16 protein-coding genes are annotated in these 16579 nt (G+C 52.1%); 6 read left to right on the forward strand and 10 right to left on the reverse strand.

Going from position 1 to position 16579, the window contains the following annotated elements; all coding sequences use genetic code 11:
- Positions 1-78: 78 nt before the first annotated feature.
- Both EBA_RS19445 and EBA_RS19450 read left to right on the forward strand, forming a co-directional pair.
- Entirely contained in the window at positions 79-1389 is a 1311-nt protein-coding gene (locus EBA_RS19445) for a hemolysin family protein (RefSeq protein WP_192376245.1), read from the forward strand.
- A gap of 415 nt (positions 1390-1804) precedes the next feature.
- On the forward strand, positions 1805-2584 hold the full coding sequence (locus tag EBA_RS19450; protein ID WP_192376246.1) for a hypothetical protein: 780 nt from the start codon (positions 1805-1807) through the stop codon (positions 2582-2584).
- Positions 2585-2870: 286 nt separating this feature from the next.
- Here EBA_RS19450 and zwf read toward each other — a convergent pair whose 3' ends face one another.
- The 4 genes from zwf to groES form a co-directional block, all read right to left on the reverse strand.
- A complete protein-coding gene (gene zwf / locus EBA_RS19455) occupies positions 2871-4361 on the reverse strand; it encodes a glucose-6-phosphate dehydrogenase (protein ID WP_192376247.1) in 1491 nt (496 codons plus the stop codon).
- A gap of 106 nt (positions 4362-4467) precedes the next feature.
- Entirely contained in the window at positions 4468-5241 is a 774-nt protein-coding gene (locus EBA_RS19460; RefSeq protein WP_192376248.1) for a response regulator, read from the reverse strand.
- A 150-nt stretch (positions 5242-5391) separates the two neighbouring features.
- Positions 5392-7032, reverse strand: coding sequence for a chaperonin GroEL (groL, locus tag EBA_RS19465; protein ID WP_192376249.1), 1641 nt, complete (start codon positions 7030-7032; stop codon positions 5392-5394).
- 56 nt (positions 7033-7088) lie between these two features.
- Positions 7089-7376 (reverse strand): co-chaperone GroES, encoded by a 288-nt coding sequence (groES, locus tag EBA_RS19470; RefSeq protein ID WP_192376250.1) that lies wholly within the window; start codon positions 7374-7376, stop codon positions 7089-7091.
- A 206-nt stretch (positions 7377-7582) separates the two neighbouring features.
- Between groES and EBA_RS19475 the strand changes: the two genes are divergently transcribed.
- A complete protein-coding gene (locus EBA_RS19475) occupies positions 7583-8329 on the forward strand; it encodes a HesA/MoeB/ThiF family protein (RefSeq protein WP_192376251.1) in 747 nt (248 codons plus the stop codon).
- Between the two features lie 62 nt (positions 8330-8391).
- Here the strand turns inward: EBA_RS19475 and EBA_RS19480 are convergent, their stop codons facing one another.
- Positions 8392-8598 (reverse strand): hypothetical protein, encoded by a 207-nt coding sequence (locus EBA_RS19480; protein WP_192376252.1) that lies wholly within the window; start codon positions 8596-8598, stop codon positions 8392-8394.
- A 190-nt stretch (positions 8599-8788) separates the two neighbouring features.
- Between EBA_RS19480 and EBA_RS19485 the strand changes: the two genes are divergently transcribed.
- Entirely contained in the window at positions 8789-11482 is a 2694-nt protein-coding gene (locus EBA_RS19485; protein WP_192376253.1) for a cation-transporting P-type ATPase, read from the forward strand.
- Here EBA_RS19485 and EBA_RS19490 read toward each other — a convergent pair.
- Complete coding sequence (locus tag EBA_RS19490) at positions 11450-12070, reverse strand: TetR/AcrR family transcriptional regulator (protein WP_192376254.1); 621 nt, start codon at positions 12068-12070, stop codon at positions 11450-11452. The two genes, EBA_RS19485 and EBA_RS19490, sit on opposite strands and share 33 nt — an antisense overlap.
- Positions 12071-12166: 96 nt before the next feature.
- On the opposite strand from EBA_RS19490, the gene EBA_RS19495 reads away from it, so the two are divergent.
- Complete coding sequence (locus EBA_RS19495; RefSeq protein ID WP_192376255.1) at positions 12167-12634, forward strand: nuclear transport factor 2 family protein; 468 nt, start codon at positions 12167-12169, stop codon at positions 12632-12634.
- Between the two features lie 74 nt (positions 12635-12708).
- On the opposite strand, the gene EBA_RS19500 is transcribed toward EBA_RS19495, so the two are convergent.
- The 4 genes from EBA_RS19500 to EBA_RS19515 form a co-directional block, all read right to left on the reverse strand.
- Positions 12709-13938 carry a pyrophosphate--fructose-6-phosphate 1-phosphotransferase gene (locus EBA_RS19500; protein WP_192376256.1) on the reverse strand — a complete coding sequence of 410 codons (1230 nt, stop codon included), beginning with the start codon at positions 13936-13938 and terminating at the stop codon, positions 12709-12711.
- Positions 13939-14009: 71 nt separating this feature from the next.
- A complete protein-coding gene (locus EBA_RS19505; protein ID WP_192376257.1) occupies positions 14010-14384 on the reverse strand; it encodes a hypothetical protein in 375 nt (124 codons plus the stop codon).
- A gap of 112 nt (positions 14385-14496) precedes the next feature.
- Positions 14497-15270 carry an alpha/beta fold hydrolase gene (locus EBA_RS19510; protein WP_192376258.1) on the reverse strand — a complete coding sequence of 258 codons (774 nt, stop codon included), beginning with the start codon at positions 15268-15270 and terminating at the stop codon, positions 14497-14499.
- Between the two features lie 11 nt (positions 15271-15281).
- The gene (locus EBA_RS19515; protein ID WP_192376259.1) at positions 15282-16004 is read right to left on the reverse strand and encodes a DUF445 domain-containing protein; all 723 of its coding nucleotides are present in this window, start codon (positions 16002-16004) and stop codon (positions 15282-15284) included.
- A gap of 186 nt (positions 16005-16190) precedes the next feature.
- Here EBA_RS19515 and EBA_RS24655 point away from each other — a divergent pair, with 186 nt between their 5' ends.
- A complete protein-coding gene (locus EBA_RS24655; protein ID WP_192376260.1) occupies positions 16191-16550 on the forward strand; it encodes an MGMT family protein in 360 nt (119 codons plus the stop codon).
- The last annotated feature ends 29 nt before the right edge of the window (positions 16551-16579 follow it).

Genomic DNA, 16579 nt, shown 5'->3' on the forward strand with positions numbered 1-16579 from the left:
CGGCGACCACATCACACATCGAGCAAAGGTGCGGATTCCCGGTATAATGCCGATTCCGCTGTAATTAATGCTTTATCTATGAGTAATCTTGTTCTGGTCGCCTGCGCCTTGTTGCTGGTATTTCTAAACGGCTTCTTTGTTGCAGTCGAGTTCAGTCTGGTTAAACTAAGGCAAACCAGAATCAAGACCATCGAACAAACAGAAGGCTGGCGCGGCCGGATTCTGGCCAAAGTACACAAAAAACTCGATGCCTATTTATCGGCCTGCCAGCTGGGCATTACCCTGGCTTCACTGGGGCTGGGCTGGATCGGCGAACCGGCCTTCGCCGATCTGTTAATACCGCTATTTGCCAAAGCCGAAATCACCTCGCCGGAAATCATTCATAACATCTCATTTGCTTTTGCGTTTTGCACGATCTCCTTCCTGCATATTGTGGTCGGCGAGCAGGCGCCTAAATCGCTGGCCATCCGCAATCCGGAAGGCATAGGCCTGTGGAGCGCCGGACCGCTATACGCGCTGTACTGGCTGATGTATCCCGCCATCTGGTTATTGAACGGGAGCGCCAATCTGGTGTTGCGTATCGCCGGACTCAGCGACGGCCACAGCCAAGATAGCCATTATTCCAACGACGAATTAAAACTGATCCTGCGCTCCAGCCGGGCCGGCGAAAACCTGACCAGCGACGAATGCAACGTGCTGGCCAAAGCGCTGGACTTCGGCAAGCTGGAGGTCTCCGACCTGATGCGGCCTATTCACGAAATCACCGCGCTGTATCAAGGCCAATCTCAGCAACAAATGCTGGATACAGTGTATAGCAGCTGCTTTAGCCGTTACCCGTATTTCGACATTAACGGCATTGATGTGTTGGGCATTATCCATTTGAAAGATTTGTTCCTGGCGCAACAACACGGCCAGCAAATCGACGATTTAGAACCGTATCTACGGCCGATTCAACATATCTCCGCGCATATGCCTGCCCTGGAATTATTCCGACGCTTTACCCAAGGCTCGCCGCATTTCGCAGTCATCGGCCAGAAAGGCCACAAACCGCACGGCTTTATCACCCTGGACAATTTGTTGTCGGCCATGGTCGGAGAGATCCGCGACGAATTCCGGAAAACCGAGAGCGATTGGACCCGCCAGGACGACGGCAGTTTGCTGGGTAAAGGCAGCTTGCCGATTTTCTCGTTGGAGCGGATTTTGGGCATCGATGTGGAAAACGAAGAACTGGATCTGGATGATGTCGACTCAGTGGGCGGCATGATCTTGGCACAACTGCGCGACATCCCCGACGCCGGCGAACGCATCGCCTTTAACGATTTTGAAATCGTCGTAAAGGAAATGAATGGACCGCGGATTGAGTGGGTACAGGTTTATCCGAAGCACTAGTTTTAGCGAGTGACTGCTACAGACAGCGATTGAGAGACTCAAGCCGCAAGCTTTTGGTGGTAGCAGAGTCCGAACCTCGCGGTCGCTAGCCCCAGCTGATTGAACACTGTATCAACCAGCTTGCGTAGCTTGCGTAGCTTGCGTAGCCTGGATGCAGCGCAGCGTAATCCGGGGCTTGTTAGCCTTAACTTCCCGGATTCCATCCAGGCTACGCCGCTGGCATGACAGTCACACCGCTGATGGAAGCAACACAGGCTTGATCGCCACCCCCCGCTTGATATTTATCGCAAATTACATACGGAAAGGAAAAACATATGCTTATAAAAAAATTATCGTTTAGCCGTATGTTTGCCGGTAGATATACGGTTAACTATTTAATTCCTTTTTGGGCGTCTTAAGTATGCCGCAGTCGACTGTGACTCTTCTCGAAAATGCCTCCGTGTTTATCAATGAGGCCATCCGTAACGCTCGACGAGCGAAGCGGGAGTCGAGGTATTGGTCATTCGCCATCTTTCATCTGATTCAAGGCTTGGAGCTGTTGATGAAACATGTGCTTCAACTCCAGCATCCGATCTTGATCTTCGAGAACATTGATAGTCCGAAGAACACGGTCAACCTGACGCTTTGCCTAGATCGACTGAAAGGCATTGCGAATATTCAGATCGACGAGAAAGAGGCACGCGCCATCAAGCGTGCAAGTACTCAACGTAACAAGATCGTGCACCACGAGTACGACCTAAACCCTGACTATTACCGCTCCGTTTTCGTGGAACTTTTTGAGTTCGTTCACTACTTTCATGCAAAGCACCTGGCGGGCGAGTTGCATGATCGCATTGACCCTAAGCTATGGCGCACAGAGGCAGAGTTATTAGCGCAATTCGATAACCAGTGGGTAACGTACCGGGGCCGGAAACTACCAAGCTACCTTCCTTTGGATATTGTCGTCGCGCAGCGTTACACGACCGTTCGAAAATCAATCGTAGGCGGTTACAACTATTTGCCCCGTGAGCCGTATCTTGGAGAGTTCGGCCCAGAGTGTCCCGACTGCGGTGTGAATAACGGAGAGTTTCATACGTCCCTCTGCGATATTGAACGCTGCCCAAGTTGTGGCGGCCAGCTCCTTATGTGTCTGGTATCGCCTGAACGGTGCAATATCGAGTACTGGATTCCAAGGCGGGGCAAAGGGCTGCCATAGGACGACAGGACCAGGCAGATCACTCACTTGCAAACTCACCGCACCCTCGTTGCGATTGCGGTTGGATATTTGCTTTTGACGCGCTGTCTGGCAAGTTTTGAGAGTAGCCCGGCGCAGATAAAATGAAATCTGGGGAAATGTGGCTACCAAACCCAGGATTGCAGTGCACTGCATCCAGGCTGCGCATGAGGGTCGAGATAGGCCAGTTTCCCGTTTGACCTGGCGGAACAACGAGCGTAAGGGGCAGACCTCGCCCCCTGCTCTAAAATTTGTCAGCGCCCAAGAATTACGGCTGACACTCCGGCATCAGAGAACTCCGCCAATACTGCCCTTCCTTCTCGAACAAACGCTGGCTTTCCTCCGGCCCCCAAGAACCAGCCGGATAAGTGGCAATGTAATCCCGTTCGGTCAGCCAATTTTGCAAAATGGGATCGACAATGCGCCAGGCGTATTCCACTTCGTCGAAGCGTAAAAACAAGGAACGGTCACCTTTCATCACATCCAGTAGTAAGTCTTCGTAGGCATCGACACGGCGTTCGTCGGGATTACGGAAACTGGCGTCCAGGCTGGTGGTGCGAGTACGCATTTCCAGGCCGGGTTCCTTGACGGTCATTTCGATACGAATGCATTCTTCGGGCTGAATCCCCAGCAATATCCAGTTCGGCGTCATGCATTGCACATGGGTATCACGGAAAAACTGAAACGGCGGATGCCGAAAACAGATCGCAATCGAGGATTGACCCTTGGCCATGCGTTTGCCGGTGCGCAGATAAAACGGCACACCGCGCCAGCGCCAATTGTCGATCAACAATTTCATCGCCGCATAGGTTTCGGTACTGCTGTCAGCGGGAATATTGGCTTCTTCCAGGTAGCCGCACACTTTTTGACCTTCGATATTGCCGCGGGCATATTGGCCGCGAAAGGCATGCGCATGCACAGCTGACTTGGGGATCGGCCGGATCGACTTCAGCACTTTGACTTTTTCGTCGCGCAGAGACTCGGCATCCATGGACACCGGCGGCTCCATCGCCACCAAGGTTAAAAGCTGTAACAGATGGCTTTGCAACATGTCGCGCATTGCTCCGGCGCTGTCGTAATACTCGCCACGGCTACCTATGCCCAGTTCTTCGGAGTGAGTGATCTGCACATGGTCGATGTAATTGCGGTTCCACAAGGGTTCCAGCATCACGTTGGCGAAACGAAATACCAAGACGTTCTGCACCATGCCCTTGCCCAGATAATGATCAATGCGGTAAATCTGGTCTTCGCTCAGGTAACGGCTCAGACGTTTTTGCAAGGCCTGAGCGCTTTCCAGATCGTAGCCGAACGGCTTTTCGATCACCACCCGCCGCCAGCCGTATTCTTCGTTGAGCAAGTCCACTTGGCTCAAGGCTTCGATGACGTTGCCGAAATCGCTGGGACCTATGGCCAAATAGAAGGCCATATTGCGGGAAAACCGCGACTGGCCGTTCAATGTTTCCGCCAGAGTTTTATAGCATTCCGGTTGATCGAGATCGCCGCGATGATAATCCAACCGTTCACTAAAACGGGCGAATACCGCCTCGTCCAGCGCTCCATTGGCCTGCTCCTGTAACAAAGTCTTCACTTCCGCCAGCCAGGTTGCCTTATCCCAAGGACGGCGCCCCACGGCCAGGATGCGGGTGCCTTCCGGCAATTTTTTTTCCAGTTCCAGATGATAAAAACCGGGCATCAGTTTCAGTCGCGCCAGATTGCCGGTAGCACCGAAAATGACGTAAGTGCAGGGGTCTGTATTCATAAGGGCTACCTCGTCTTTACTTTGCAGGATTGGATGCAGTTTGCATCATTTGCACGGACACGTCGAACTCAAAAACGCAGCGCTCAACAAAAGCGACCAAAGTGATTCACACCCGACTGTCATCCTTGACCAGACATTGCAGCACCTGCTCCTGGTTATCCAGCAGCCAGTTCAGAATGAGTTTCAAAGCACTAAAACGTTGCCGCGCCTTATCTTCGTCGGCTTGCTCCAATGCTGTTTGCAAACTCTGGACCACCGCCAAACAATCGGCAAAATCGTAAAAACAAAAGGTGCCATGCAGTTTGTGGTTAATCTCCCAGGCTTGTTGGAGTAGCCCACAATCTAGCGCCTGCTCTATATCGCTCATTAAACTGGGCAACTGGGCAAATAATTTGCTCATCAGCGATTGGCTCAATGGTCTGTCATGCTGGGCTTTGGTCAAAATTTGCCCGGCATAATATTCGGCATTCACAGCACCATGTTGCCGCCAACGCGCCAGCAATTGCTCCAAGTGAAATAGGCGAAGGGGTTTGACCAGGCATTCATTAAACCCGGCTTCGATTGCTCGCTCGCGCTGCTGATTCTGCGCATGAGCCGTTACGGCAATCGCCGGCGTTTGCCGATTGCAGTTTTCAGTCCCGCGCAATTTTTCCGCCACATCAAAACCGCTTAAAAACGGCATGTTCACGTCCAAGAAAATTAAGTCGTAGCGCCGCTGTTGCAATTGTTGCCAGGCCTCCCGGCCATTATTTGCCAAGGCGATATCCATCGTCCAGTGTTCCAACTGCTCGCGCAACAACCACAGATTGATTTCATTGTCGTCGGCAATCAGAATCGAAAAATCGTTTGTCATGGTTAGTAGTTTCAAACCGTTAATCATTTGCTGATGCCGTTATCGAATGTTTCGCTGCAAAAATCAATCTATTGCGCGTCAATAACTCGAAAACCTTTCCATACCAAAAGCGGCAGGCCATAAAAAACCCCGGCACCTTGCGGCAACCGGGGTTTTTAGGCCGAGGCCGAACAGCGATTACATCATGCCGCCCATGCCACCCATGCCGCCCATATCAGGCATTGCAGGGGCTTTGTTGTCAGCTGGTGAATCGGCGATCATTACCTCGGTAGTGATCATCAGACCAGCAACAGAGGCTGCATTTTGCAGCGCGGAACGGGTTACTTTCGCAGGGTCCAAAATACCCATGGCGATCATGTCGCCGTATTCGCCGGTTGCTGCGTTGTAACCGAAGTTACCTGTGCCTTTTTTGACTTCGTTCAGGACAACAGACGCTTCGTCGCCGGCATTGCTGACGATTTGACGCAATGGCTCTTCCATCGCCCGACGCAGGATGCTGACACCTACGTCTTGGTCGTGGTTGATGCCTTTCAGGCCTTCCAGAGCAGACAGTGCGCGGATCAGCGCGGTACCGCCACCGGCAACCACACCTTCTTCAACCGCAGCGCGAGTTGAATGCAGCGCGTCTTCAACGCGAGCTTTCTTCTCTTTCATTTCCACTTCAGTCGCCGCGCCCACTTTGATAACCGCTACACCGCCAGCCAGTTTGGCCAGACGTTCTTGCAGTTTTTCGCGGTCGTAATCGGAGGTTGCATCATCGGCTTGGGCGCGGATTTGCGCGACGCGGCCTTTGATTTGGGTTTCGTCGCCGGCACCGTCGATGATGGTGGTGTTTTCTTTGTTGATTTGGACACGTTTTGCTGTGCCCAATTGGCTGACGTCGGCTTTTTCCAAAGACAAACCTACTTCTTCGGAGATCACCACACCACCGGTCAGAACCGCGATGTCTTCCAGCATAGCTTTACGACGGTCCCCGAAGCCAGGCGCTTTAACAGCCGCCACTTTAACGATACCGCGCATGTTGTTCACAACCAGAGTGGCCAAGGCTTCGCCTTCGACATCTTCAGAAATGATCAACAAAGAACGGCCTGATTTCGCCACGCCTTCCAGAATCGGCAACAACTCGCGGATGTTGGAGATTTTTTTGTCGTAAAGCAGCACGAAAGGATCGTCCAGTTCCACGCTCATGTTTTCTTGTTTGTTGATGAAGTAAGGTGACAGGTAGCCACGGTCGAACTGCATACCTTCAACCACATCCAGATCATTTTCCAGACCGGTACCTTCTTCAACGGTAATAACGCCTTCTTTACCGACTTTTTCCATCGCTTCGGCAATGATTCTACCCACAGACTCGTCAGAGTTTGCAGAGATAGTACCTACTTGGGCGATTGCTTTGTTGTCTGTGCAAGGGGTTGATGCCTTTTGAATCGCTGCAACCGCTACGGTAACAGCCAAGTCGATACCGCGTTTCAAGTCCATTGGGTTCATGCCCGCTGCGACTGATTTCAAACCTTCGTTAACGATGGATTGCGCCAGCACGGTTGCAGTAGTAGTACCGTCGCCGGCTACGTCGGAAGTTTTAGAGGCAACTTCCTTTACCATTTGTGCGCCCATGTTTTCGAATTTGTCTTTCAATTCGATTTCTTTCGCAACCGATACACCGTCTTTGGTGATGGTTGGTGCGCCAAAGCTTTTATCCAACACAGCGTTACGGCCTTTAGGACCTAAAGTAACTTTTACTGCGTTAGCCAGAACGTTAACGCCTTGCACCATCAGTGCCCGTGCGTCGCCACCAAATTTTACGTCTTTTGCTGCCATTTCTTATTCCTGAGATATTGGTTAAATTGAAAAAGGGGGTGTCGGACGAATCGGGATTAACCCAAAACACCCATGACGTCTTCTTCGCGCATGACGATGTATTGCTCGCCATCGACTTTAACTTCGGTGCCGGAATATTTGCCGAACAACACTCTGTCGCCAACTTTAACTTCCAGGGCACGTACTTGGCCGTTATCTAACGTTTTACCTGAACCCACCGCTAAAACTTCGCCTTCGCTGGGTTTTTCTGCGGCTGAACCGGGCAGCACGATGCCGCCAGCAGTTTTGGTTTCTTCTTCCACGCGCTTTACGACGATACGGTCATGTAACGGACGAATTTTCATCAATGTCTCCTTAATGTAGATAAAGTTAAAGGTTAAAAACTTAATAAAGCTATTTAAAAAACAACTACATCCTTGCAGAAGAAGCGAGCTTTTAAACGGCCTCAAGTTTATTAGCACTCTCTAGCAACGAGTGCTAATAATATCCGGCTTTTGCACTCTGTCAAGCTCTTTGGCATCATCTGCGCCTCACCCCACTCATGCAAACTATGAACGACGAACAATTACTCCGTTACAGCCGGCAAATCATGCTGCCGCAAATCGACATTGCCGGGCAGCAAAAATTGCTCGATGCCAAAGTGTTAATCGTCGGTGCCGGCGGTTTGGGCTCGCCTGCCTCAATGTATCTGGCGGCGGCCGGTATCGGCCAGATCACTGTCTATGACGACGACCAGGTCGATTTAACCAATTTGCAACGCCAGATTGCTCACAACACAGCCGATATAGGGCTGGATAAAGTTATTTCAACCCAACAGACGCTGGAAAAAATTAATCCGGGCGTAAAAGTGTTTGCTCACAAGCAACGCCTGGCCGGCGCGCAATTACTTGACGAAGTGACGAATGCCGACGTGGTGCTGGACTGTAGCGATAATTTCACCACCCGCTTTGCCATCAATAAGGCTTGCGTGGAAAGGCGGACACCGCTGGTTTCCGGTGCAGCGATCCGCTTCGAGGGCCAAGTCAGCGTGTTTACACCCGGTCTGGACGACAGTCCGTGCTATAACTGCCTGTATCAAAGCGAGGGCGAGGAATTGCAAAATTGCGCTCGCAATGGCGTGATCGCGCCAATAACCGGCATCGTCGGCAGCATACAGGCCATGGAAGCGATCAAGCTGATAGTCGGCACCGGCACCACATTGACTGGCCGCTTGCTGTTGTTGGACGGACTGAGTATGGAATGGCATAGCATGCGCTTGAAGAAAAACCCAAATTGCCCAAGCTGCGGCTCGAAATAAGCTAATCCGCATAAAAAAGCCGGGCTAAACCCGGCTTTCTATTGCTGGCAAATAAGGCGTAATTAATTTCTTCCCAGTTTGCCTTTAACCATCAGAATGGCTTTGCTGACATTTCTCAATAGCGCTGAATCGCTATCACTGTGCGGCTCGATGTCGCCGAACGGTTCGCCATTCTTCATGGTGTACATGTAAATAAAATACCCTAACGGTGCGAAAGCGAAGATGGCAATAATCAACATCAACACCACTAATTCGATAACTCCGCCCATAAATACCTCCAACTATTTGTTTTTATTTTAATTTAGAATGAGGTCATAGACCTCGGGAATGGACTATAACCCCATACCTTTTAGGGAACAAGTACAAAGTATTCTTTGTCGACTCATAGCTTTAGCCGCTGACTTATTTGGCTCTAAACCGACGGCCGCGCCGCCGTTTTCAATCACTTAATCCAAGCATATGGACAATTACCCGAAAGCCGACTGGCACAGCCAAACACCGGAAACAGTATTAACGCATTTTGGCGTAGAACTGGGTCAAGGCCTGAGCAGCGACGAAGCGCAAAAACGCCTAGCGACCAGCGGTGCAAACCGTTTGACTGCTCGCCGCGGCAAGGGCCCATTGCTTTTGTTACTGGCACAATTTAATCAGCCCTTGATCTACATTTTGCTGCTTTCCGCCGCCACCACGGCGTTTTTAGAAGAATGGACCGACAGCAGCGTGATCTTTGGCGTCGTTATCATCAACGCTGTGATCGGCTTTATCCAGGAAGCCAATGCGCTGAAAGCCATTAACGCCCTGGCTCAAACCTTGAACATCAGTAGCAATGCGCTACGGGACGGCCAACGCCGAAGTATCGCCGCTGCGGAATTAGTCCCCGGCGATTTGGTATTTCTACAATCCGGCGACAAGGTACCTGCCGATCTGCGCCTGTTGCAAAGCCGCGAACTGAAAATCGATGAATCCGCCCTAACCGGCGAATCCATACCCGTAAAAAAACAGGCACAAACCCTGCCCACAGCCACCTTATTGGCTGATCGCGGCAATATGGCTTATTCCTCGACGCTGGTCAGTTATGGCAGCGCGCTGGCTATCGTCGTCAGTACCGGCGACGACACCGAGATCGGTCGTATCAACAAGCTGATCGGCAGTGCCGAGCCATTGGAAACCCCCCTGACGCTGAAGATGAGCCAGTTTAGTCAATTGTTGCTCTGGGTGATCATCGGCTGCGCGGCCATCACGTTTGCGGTCGGCGTCTGGCGCGGTGAAACCATGCTAGACATGTTTATGGCTTCGGTGGCGCTGGCGGTTGGCGCCATCCCGGAAGGCCTGCCGGCGGCCCTGACCATAACGCTGGCGATTGGCGTCTCGCGGATGGCAAAGCGTAACGCCATTATCCGTAAACTACCGGCCGTGGAAACCCTGGGCAGCACCACGGTGATCTGCTCCGACAAAACCGGCACCCTGACGCAAAACCAAATGACGGTGCAATTCGTACAGGCGGGTGGCGAAGTATTCGAGATCAGCGGCAGCGGCTACACACCGGACGGCAAATTCAGCAGCAATCAACAAATCCTCGACCCGCCCCAGAAACCGGCATTATTGGAATGCCTGAAAGCCGGCTTGCTGTGCAATGACGCTCGATTAATGGCTGATGCCGGTAGCTGGCACATAGAAGGCGACCCCACCGAAGCCGCCTTGTTGGTAGCCGCCCACAAAGCCGGCCTACATCAAGCCAGCGTCAGCGATGATCATCCGCGCCTGGACGCAATTCCGTTCGAATCGGCATACCAATTCATGGCGACCTTGCACCACGATCTAGCAGAGGATGCTAGACATATTTATTTGAAAGGTTCCCTGGAAAGCCTGCTGGAGCGTTGCGACAACGCCTTTTCTGCCGACATGCAATTGGTGGCGCTGGATAAAAATCGCCTGAACCAACAAGCCGAAGCGTTGGCCGCGCAAGGCTTGAGAGTCCTGGCCTTTGCGCGCGCCGAGCATGACGACGACGCAGTTGAACATCGCGAAGTGCACGGCGGCCTGACATTTCTGGGCTTGCAAGCCATGATCGACCCGCCGCGCCCCGAGGCTGCCAGAGCCATTGCCGCCTGTTATAAAGCCGGGATCTGCGTCAAGATGATCACCGGCGACCACCCAGTCACCGCGCTGGCCATCGCCAAGCAGCTGAATATGCGCCATACCGAACGGGTGATCAGCGGCGCCGAACTGCAAAACTACAGCGAGGCCGACTATCGCAAACACGTCAAGGACTGCGACGTATTTGCCCGCATCGCCCCGGAGCAAAAGCTGCAATTGGTGCAAGCCTTGCAGGCTAACGGTCACGTAGTAGCCATGACTGGCGACGGTGTCAACGATGCGCCAGCACTGCGGCAAGCTAACATCGGCGTGGCGATGGGCATGGGCGGCACCGAAGTCGCTAAAGAGGCCGCGGCCATGGTATTGACCGACGATCATTTCGCCACCATAGAAGCAGCCGTAGAGGAAGGCCGCGGCGTGTTCGACAATCTAGTGAAATTCATTGCCTGGACCTTGCCGACCAATCTTGGCGAAGGGCTGGTGATTACCGCTGCGGTGTTCGCCAATGTGGCTTTGCCGATCACGCCCTTGCAAATCCTGTGGATCAATATGACTACTGCGGTGCTGCTGGGTTTGATGCTGGCTTTTGAACCCAAGGAACCGGGTTTGATGCTGCGCAAACCGCGGAACCGCAAACAGCCGATCCTCACCAAACGCCTAATGCTTCGTATCTGTCTGGTCGGCTTTCTGCTGCTGGCCGGCGCATTCGGTCTATTCGAATGGGAACTGTCGCACAACGAAACCCTAGACAAAGCCCGCACCGTGGCGGTCAACGTGTTTGTGTTCGGTTCGCTGTTTTATCTATTCAACTGCCGCTCGTTAAATTACTCGATGTTCCATGTCGGCCTATTTTCCAATTTATGGCTAATTTTTGGCGTAGTCAGCATGACCTTGCTGCAGTTACTGTTTACCTACTGGCCACCGATGCAGGCATTGTTCGGCAGCGCGGCAATCGGCCAAGACGAGTGGCTGTTGATTTTAGGGGTTAGCCTAGTAGTTTATGCGGCGATAGGCCTGGAAAAACTAGTGGTGCGGCGCTTTGCCCGCCGCAGTTGATTCGGCAAAGGCGTCCAGCGCCACTAATAGTGTCTCCAAGCTTTTTAGGGACTGCTTCTCCCCCGCTTCCTGCGCTTCCAGTTGTGCCTTAACAATAGCGCCGTCGACCGCCACCGCAGCAGCGTTAGCTAACTGCTGACGGTTGGGGCTATCAGGCAATAGCTCACTAATCACCCGCACCATATCCTGTTTATGCTGGTGGCAGATGTCCAGCACATCGGGTAACACGCCCCCCAGTTCCGCGACGGTATTGATAAACGCGCAGCCCCGATAAATGGGCTTGCGAAACCATTCTGCCATCGTCGCGACCAGCGGCATCAACCCACCACCCGCTCGGCCACCGTTTCGCTGCAGCGCACCACGAAACCAGGCCATCCAGCCTTCATGCCGATAATCCAAAAAAGCCCGGATCAAATCATTCTTGCTGGGAAAATATCGATAGAACGTCACTTTAGTGACACCGGATTCGGCAATCACTTTGTCGATGCCGGTAGCGCGAATGCCGTCTCGATAAAATAGATCATGCGCAGTCAGCAAAATCCGCTCTCGCGGCGGTCGGTCCAAAATAGTAGAGGAATCGGAAATCATGTTTCGATTGTAGACAAGTCTGTCTACAATTGCTACCATCGCCAGCAGTAGACAACCCTGTCTACATGACTTAGCCACCCGCTCAGGAGCTCAACAATGGAAAGCAAACCCCCTCTACCGCCATTTACCACCGAAACTGCCGCACAAAAAGTCCGCATGGCAGAAGATGCCTGGAATAGCCGCGATCCTGATCGGGTCGTGCAGGTGTATACCGAAGACAGCTGCTGGCGCAACCGTGCCGAGTTTCCGGTCGGTCGTATCCAAATCCGCGAATTTTTACAGCGCAAGTGGGCCAAGGAATTGGAATATCGCCTGATCAAGGAGTTGTGGGCTTACACCGACAATCGCATCGCGGTGCGCTTTGCTTACGAATGCCATGACGATGCCGGCAACTGGTTTCGCAGCTACGGCAATGAGAATTGGGAATTTAACGAGTATGGGTTTATGCAGCGCCGCTTTGCCAGCATCAACGACTTACCGATTACCGCCGACGAACGCTTATTTCATTGGCCCTTGGGCCGCCGGCCTGATGAACATCCAGGCTTGAGCGAGTTAGGGCTATAAAGGCACCCTCCTCCTAAAAAGCAAAAGGGGCGGATAAATCCGCCCCTGCCTGTCACAATTTGGCTAATTGACCGTTAGTGGCTAACGTCTACTTTGCCGCCTTTGTGCTGACCGATGGTCGCCAAAGTTTCGGTGAACCAATCGGTTTCGATATCGAACGGTTTACCACCTTTGATGCGCGGGAATTCAATCGCTCGCAACACGTTGCCTTGATCTTCGTCATGGCCGATCAGGCCAGATTCGCGGCGCAACGCACATTCCACGGCCAAGTCGGCGCAAGATTTGATCAAACGCATGTCGTCGATATTAGCTGCGGAAGCACGGGCGAAATAGCCGGATTTTTGCACCAGAGTTTTTTCTGCGCCTATCATTTGCGCGAATTGCTCGCCGAACCATTTGCCGGGATTCACCGCATCCAGTTTGATGTGGCCGAAGGCATCCCGCGGCACTTCCTGGCCTTTGGCCTGCAATTCGGCAACAATGGCCTCTACGCCAGCACCCTCGGAAACGAAGATATTGACGCAATCAACTTTATCCATCACCGCGCGTAACCGAGTCGCTTCGGCTTCCAGATCGATCGCCATTTCCGGAATGAATACCGCGTGAACTTCATAAGATTCGCGAGACAAGCCCAATTCAGGCAGCCAGTCGGCTTTATCCAGTAATTTGCGGTATTCCTGCGCAGTGGCTGCAGTCAACCAGCCGCAGTTACGGCCCATTACTTCGTGGACGATCAACATGCGCGGGTTGGAATTATTTTCCGCCACGACGTTCAAGAAATAGCTCGCGCCTTGTTCGGCAGCAGTCCAGGCTCCGAGCGATTGCTTGATCGGGAACACGTCGTTGTCGACGGTTTTTGGCAGACCAATCACGGTTAAGCCGTAATCGTTTTTAGCCAGGAAAGCCGCCAAATCGGCTGCCGCAGTATTGGTGTCATCGCCGCCAATAGTATGCAAAATATCGACGCCATCTTTAATCAATTGGTCGGCCGCGACTTTTTGCGGATCTTCGCCCTCTTTCACCAAACCACGTTTTACGCAGTCTTTGATGTTGGTCAGCTTTACGCGGCTGTTGCCGATCACTGAACCGCCGAAGCGTTGCAACAGGCCGGCTTTGGCACGCACTTCAGCGGTTACAGGATAGGAGTCGCCAAGCAGCAGGCCTTTGTAGCCGCCGCGATAACAAATAATTTCGATGCTGGGATCAATTTCTGTGTAGCGTTCAATCAGGCTGCCGATAGCGGAGTTCAGGCATGGCGCCAAACCGCCGGCCGTGAGAATTGCGACTTTTTTGGGTTTGTTCATGAGCATTTCGAATAAAAAAGTTAAGAAAAAAGTGATGGCTCAGCGTGCTAACCATCAGCTATCGCAGCATCTCAGCGCCGGCGTTGCGAACCCTTTTGCCGCAACACCCGCCAAAACGGTGCAAGCCGCGCGATTCTAACACAAGCTTTTCTTTTATCCGGCAATGTTCGATGCTCGCTCAACTCCCCCAACTTAACTGGCTGAGCAAAAAACACCACTGAAGCACAATCCAGCGGCATGGACGCATGAATAAAAGCGGAATAGGTTCGCGGCTCGACATCGGTCGTGGTGATACTAACTTTGGTTAGCTCGCCGTAATCGCTTAGCGATAGCAACAAATATTCGCTGAGTCCGTGCTCTGACTCAGCGAGCAACAAATCGTCGAGCGGCACCGCAGGCTTGCCTCGTCTGACACCGTGAGTTTGTTGAGATGATTGGTCTGTCATGTGTTACCGCTCCGCACTGAACTAACTAGATTACTGCGGTAAGCTTATCGTCATTCCAATTATTGACCAGTGTACCAAGGTTCTAAACCGGCTTAGATCAATGACTTAAACGCTACGCAGCAAGCAACCAATCCTGCACCAAGCTACAAAACTCGTCCGGCTGCTCTACATATAGCCAGTGGCCGGTATCCGGAATTGTCGCGATTTGCGCTTGCGGAAACACCGCATAAATCGCTTCTTCATCCAGATATTTGGAATTTCCACCGCCGATAAATAACACCGACCGAGGAAAAACGCTGTCACCGACATCAGGAAACCCGACAATGTGGTGGGCGTTTTTTTGAATAATGTCCAAATTGATTCGCCAATAGTAATTGCCGTCTTTCAGCAACAGGTTTTGTAATAAAAACTGCCGGTAGGCCAAATCCGGGACCGCCTCGGCTAGCGCCTCTTCCGCTTGCTTCCGATTGCCAATGCTGTCCACCGGCAAACGACTAAGGGCGTCGACCAAATCATCAAAGCTATGCTGATAGCTTACCGGGGCAATGTCGGCAACGATCAAACCGGCGACCCGCTCCGGATAATGTAAAGCAAACCACATCACCGCCTTACCGCCCATGCTATGTCCGAGCAGGTTCGCCTTGGCGATACCATGGCTGTCCATAAAAGCCAACAGATCAGCGGCCATACTGGGATAATCCAACACCTCGGCATGCGGCGAACTGCCGTGATTGCGCATATCCAGCACATAAACGTGCTGCTGTGCGGATAGACGCTTGGCTACCGAACGCCAGTTACGCGAGGCGGCCAAAAAACCATGCACAATCAGTAACGGCGTGTCGCCGGGTGCGCCAAAACTATCGTAAGCCAGTTCGATGGTAGTCATAGTCACGCCGCTCAGGCAAAACCGAATACAGCGCCCAAGATTCCACCAAATACGCCGCCCCACACCACCAGCCAACCCAAATGTTGCTTGATGATGGATTGCACCATTTCCTTGACCAACTGCGGCGTCAGCTCATTCAGGCGTTTATCGATCACCATTTCTATTTTGCCGGTCAAATCCTCACCAATCTTGTGAGCGTTCAAGCCCTGATGCAAAGCCTGTTTAAATCGCTCTGACTCCACCATTTCCAGCAGAGTGTGCTGCATTTTTTCGGTAAAAGGTTGTTTTAACGGCAATAACGCTTCCTCGCCCCCCATCATCAACAACATGCCACCGAACGAAGAAGCCATAATCGAGGATACCAAGCCTTCGTAAACCTTGTCGTAATCGACTGCGTTTAACAAAGGGTGCAAATTCAACACCTTTCCGCCCTGCTGCTCTTCTCTTTCGATGAACTGTTCGATATTTTCCACCGTGAAAAATTGCTGCATCATCAGGGCCTTGATCGATGCTTTAAACTCTTCGAAACGTGCCGGGATAATCCCTGAGCCATATAAGAACGGCACTTTTTCGAACAGCATATGAATGGCCAACCAGTTAGTAATTGCACCGGAAAAGGCAAAAAAGCCAATCGCTTTCAAGGTTTCCGGATAAAACGGGCTGGCGTAGCCGGCAGCGATAATCAGCAAAGCGATAAAGTTGGTTAAGAAGCTTTGGTTTAATAGTTTTTTCATTATTTTGTTCAGTGACTGGATTAATCTTACTTTACCAGATTGGCATGGATAAGACAGGCACGGAGCTTTGTCGAGCGACACTCCGATAAAAAAACATACCATTGACACGAGTCAATCTAGTCGACATCGCCCCCTGTCCGCTGGGCTGGCTGGCTGGCTGGCTGGCTGGCTGGCTGGCTGATTAAATTGTGTATTCGCCTTAGGCAACGCTCCAGGCAATTTAGCAATAACCTTCAGGACAATTCTCCGGATGGCTCGCCGAGTCCGAGCACATTTTCGCCAAATTGCGGAAATTTATCGAGATGCCAGAGGCCGGAGCTAGAACTAATCTTAGATACTGGCCGCGCATCATCCCGCAGCGCATTTGGCAATGCATTACAGGGAATTCCTATAAGCGCTACAACTAGTTACAGCGGCATTGCCCGCATAAGCCTCACCGAATTCGGCCGAGCACCAGAGAGCGCATACGCAGCCAATCCTTTAGCCATAGCAATACCTTGTCATCGGGCATTAAGAATTGATGGGGATTTATCAGGCTATCGTTAGGGCTGGAACACAAAGCGGCGCTACAGGAA

This window comes from Methylomonas albis, assembly GCF_014850955.1.
In the GTDB taxonomy this organism is placed as follows: domain Bacteria; phylum Pseudomonadota; class Gammaproteobacteria; order Methylococcales; family Methylomonadaceae; genus Methylomonas; species Methylomonas albis.

Coding starts and splice junctions, on each gene's coding strand:
- groL (WP_192376249.1), bottom strand. CDS start 7,032: ATGGCAGCAAAAGACGTAAAATTTGGTGGCGACGCACGGGCACTGATG.
- groES (WP_192376250.1), bottom strand. CDS start 7,376: ATGAAAATTCGTCCGTTACATGACCGTATCGTCGTAAAGCGCGTGGAA.
- EBA_RS19490 (WP_192376254.1), bottom strand. CDS start 12,070: ATGATTTCCGATTCCTCTACTATTTTGGACCGACCGCCGCGAGAGCGG.
- EBA_RS19480 (WP_192376252.1), bottom strand. CDS start 8,598: ATGGGCGGAGTTATCGAATTAGTGGTGTTGATGTTGATTATTGCCATC.
- zwf (WP_192376247.1), bottom strand. CDS start 4,361: ATGAATACAGACCCCTGCACTTACGTCATTTTCGGTGCTACCGGCAAT.
- EBA_RS19460 (WP_192376248.1), bottom strand. CDS start 5,241: ATGATTAACGGTTTGAAACTACTAACCATGACAAACGATTTTTCGATT.
- EBA_RS19485 (WP_192376253.1), top strand. CDS start 8,789: ATGGACAATTACCCGAAAGCCGACTGGCACAGCCAAACACCGGAAACA.
- EBA_RS19510 (WP_192376258.1), bottom strand. CDS start 15,270: ATGACTACCATCGAACTGGCTTACGATAGTTTTGGCGCACCCGGCGAC.
- EBA_RS19495 (WP_192376255.1), top strand. CDS start 12,167: ATGGAAAGCAAACCCCCTCTACCGCCATTTACCACCGAAACTGCCGCA.
- EBA_RS19500 (WP_192376256.1), bottom strand. CDS start 13,938: ATGAACAAACCCAAAAAAGTCGCAATTCTCACGGCCGGCGGTTTGGCG.
- EBA_RS19505 (WP_192376257.1), bottom strand. CDS start 14,384: ATGACAGACCAATCATCTCAACAAACTCACGGTGTCAGACGAGGCAAG.
- EBA_RS19515 (WP_192376259.1), bottom strand. CDS start 16,004: ATGAAAAAACTATTAAACCAAAGCTTCTTAACCAACTTTATCGCTTTG.
- EBA_RS19445 (WP_192376245.1), top strand. CDS start 79: ATGAGTAATCTTGTTCTGGTCGCCTGCGCCTTGTTGCTGGTATTTCTA.
- EBA_RS19475 (WP_192376251.1), top strand. CDS start 7,583: ATGAACGACGAACAATTACTCCGTTACAGCCGGCAAATCATGCTGCCG.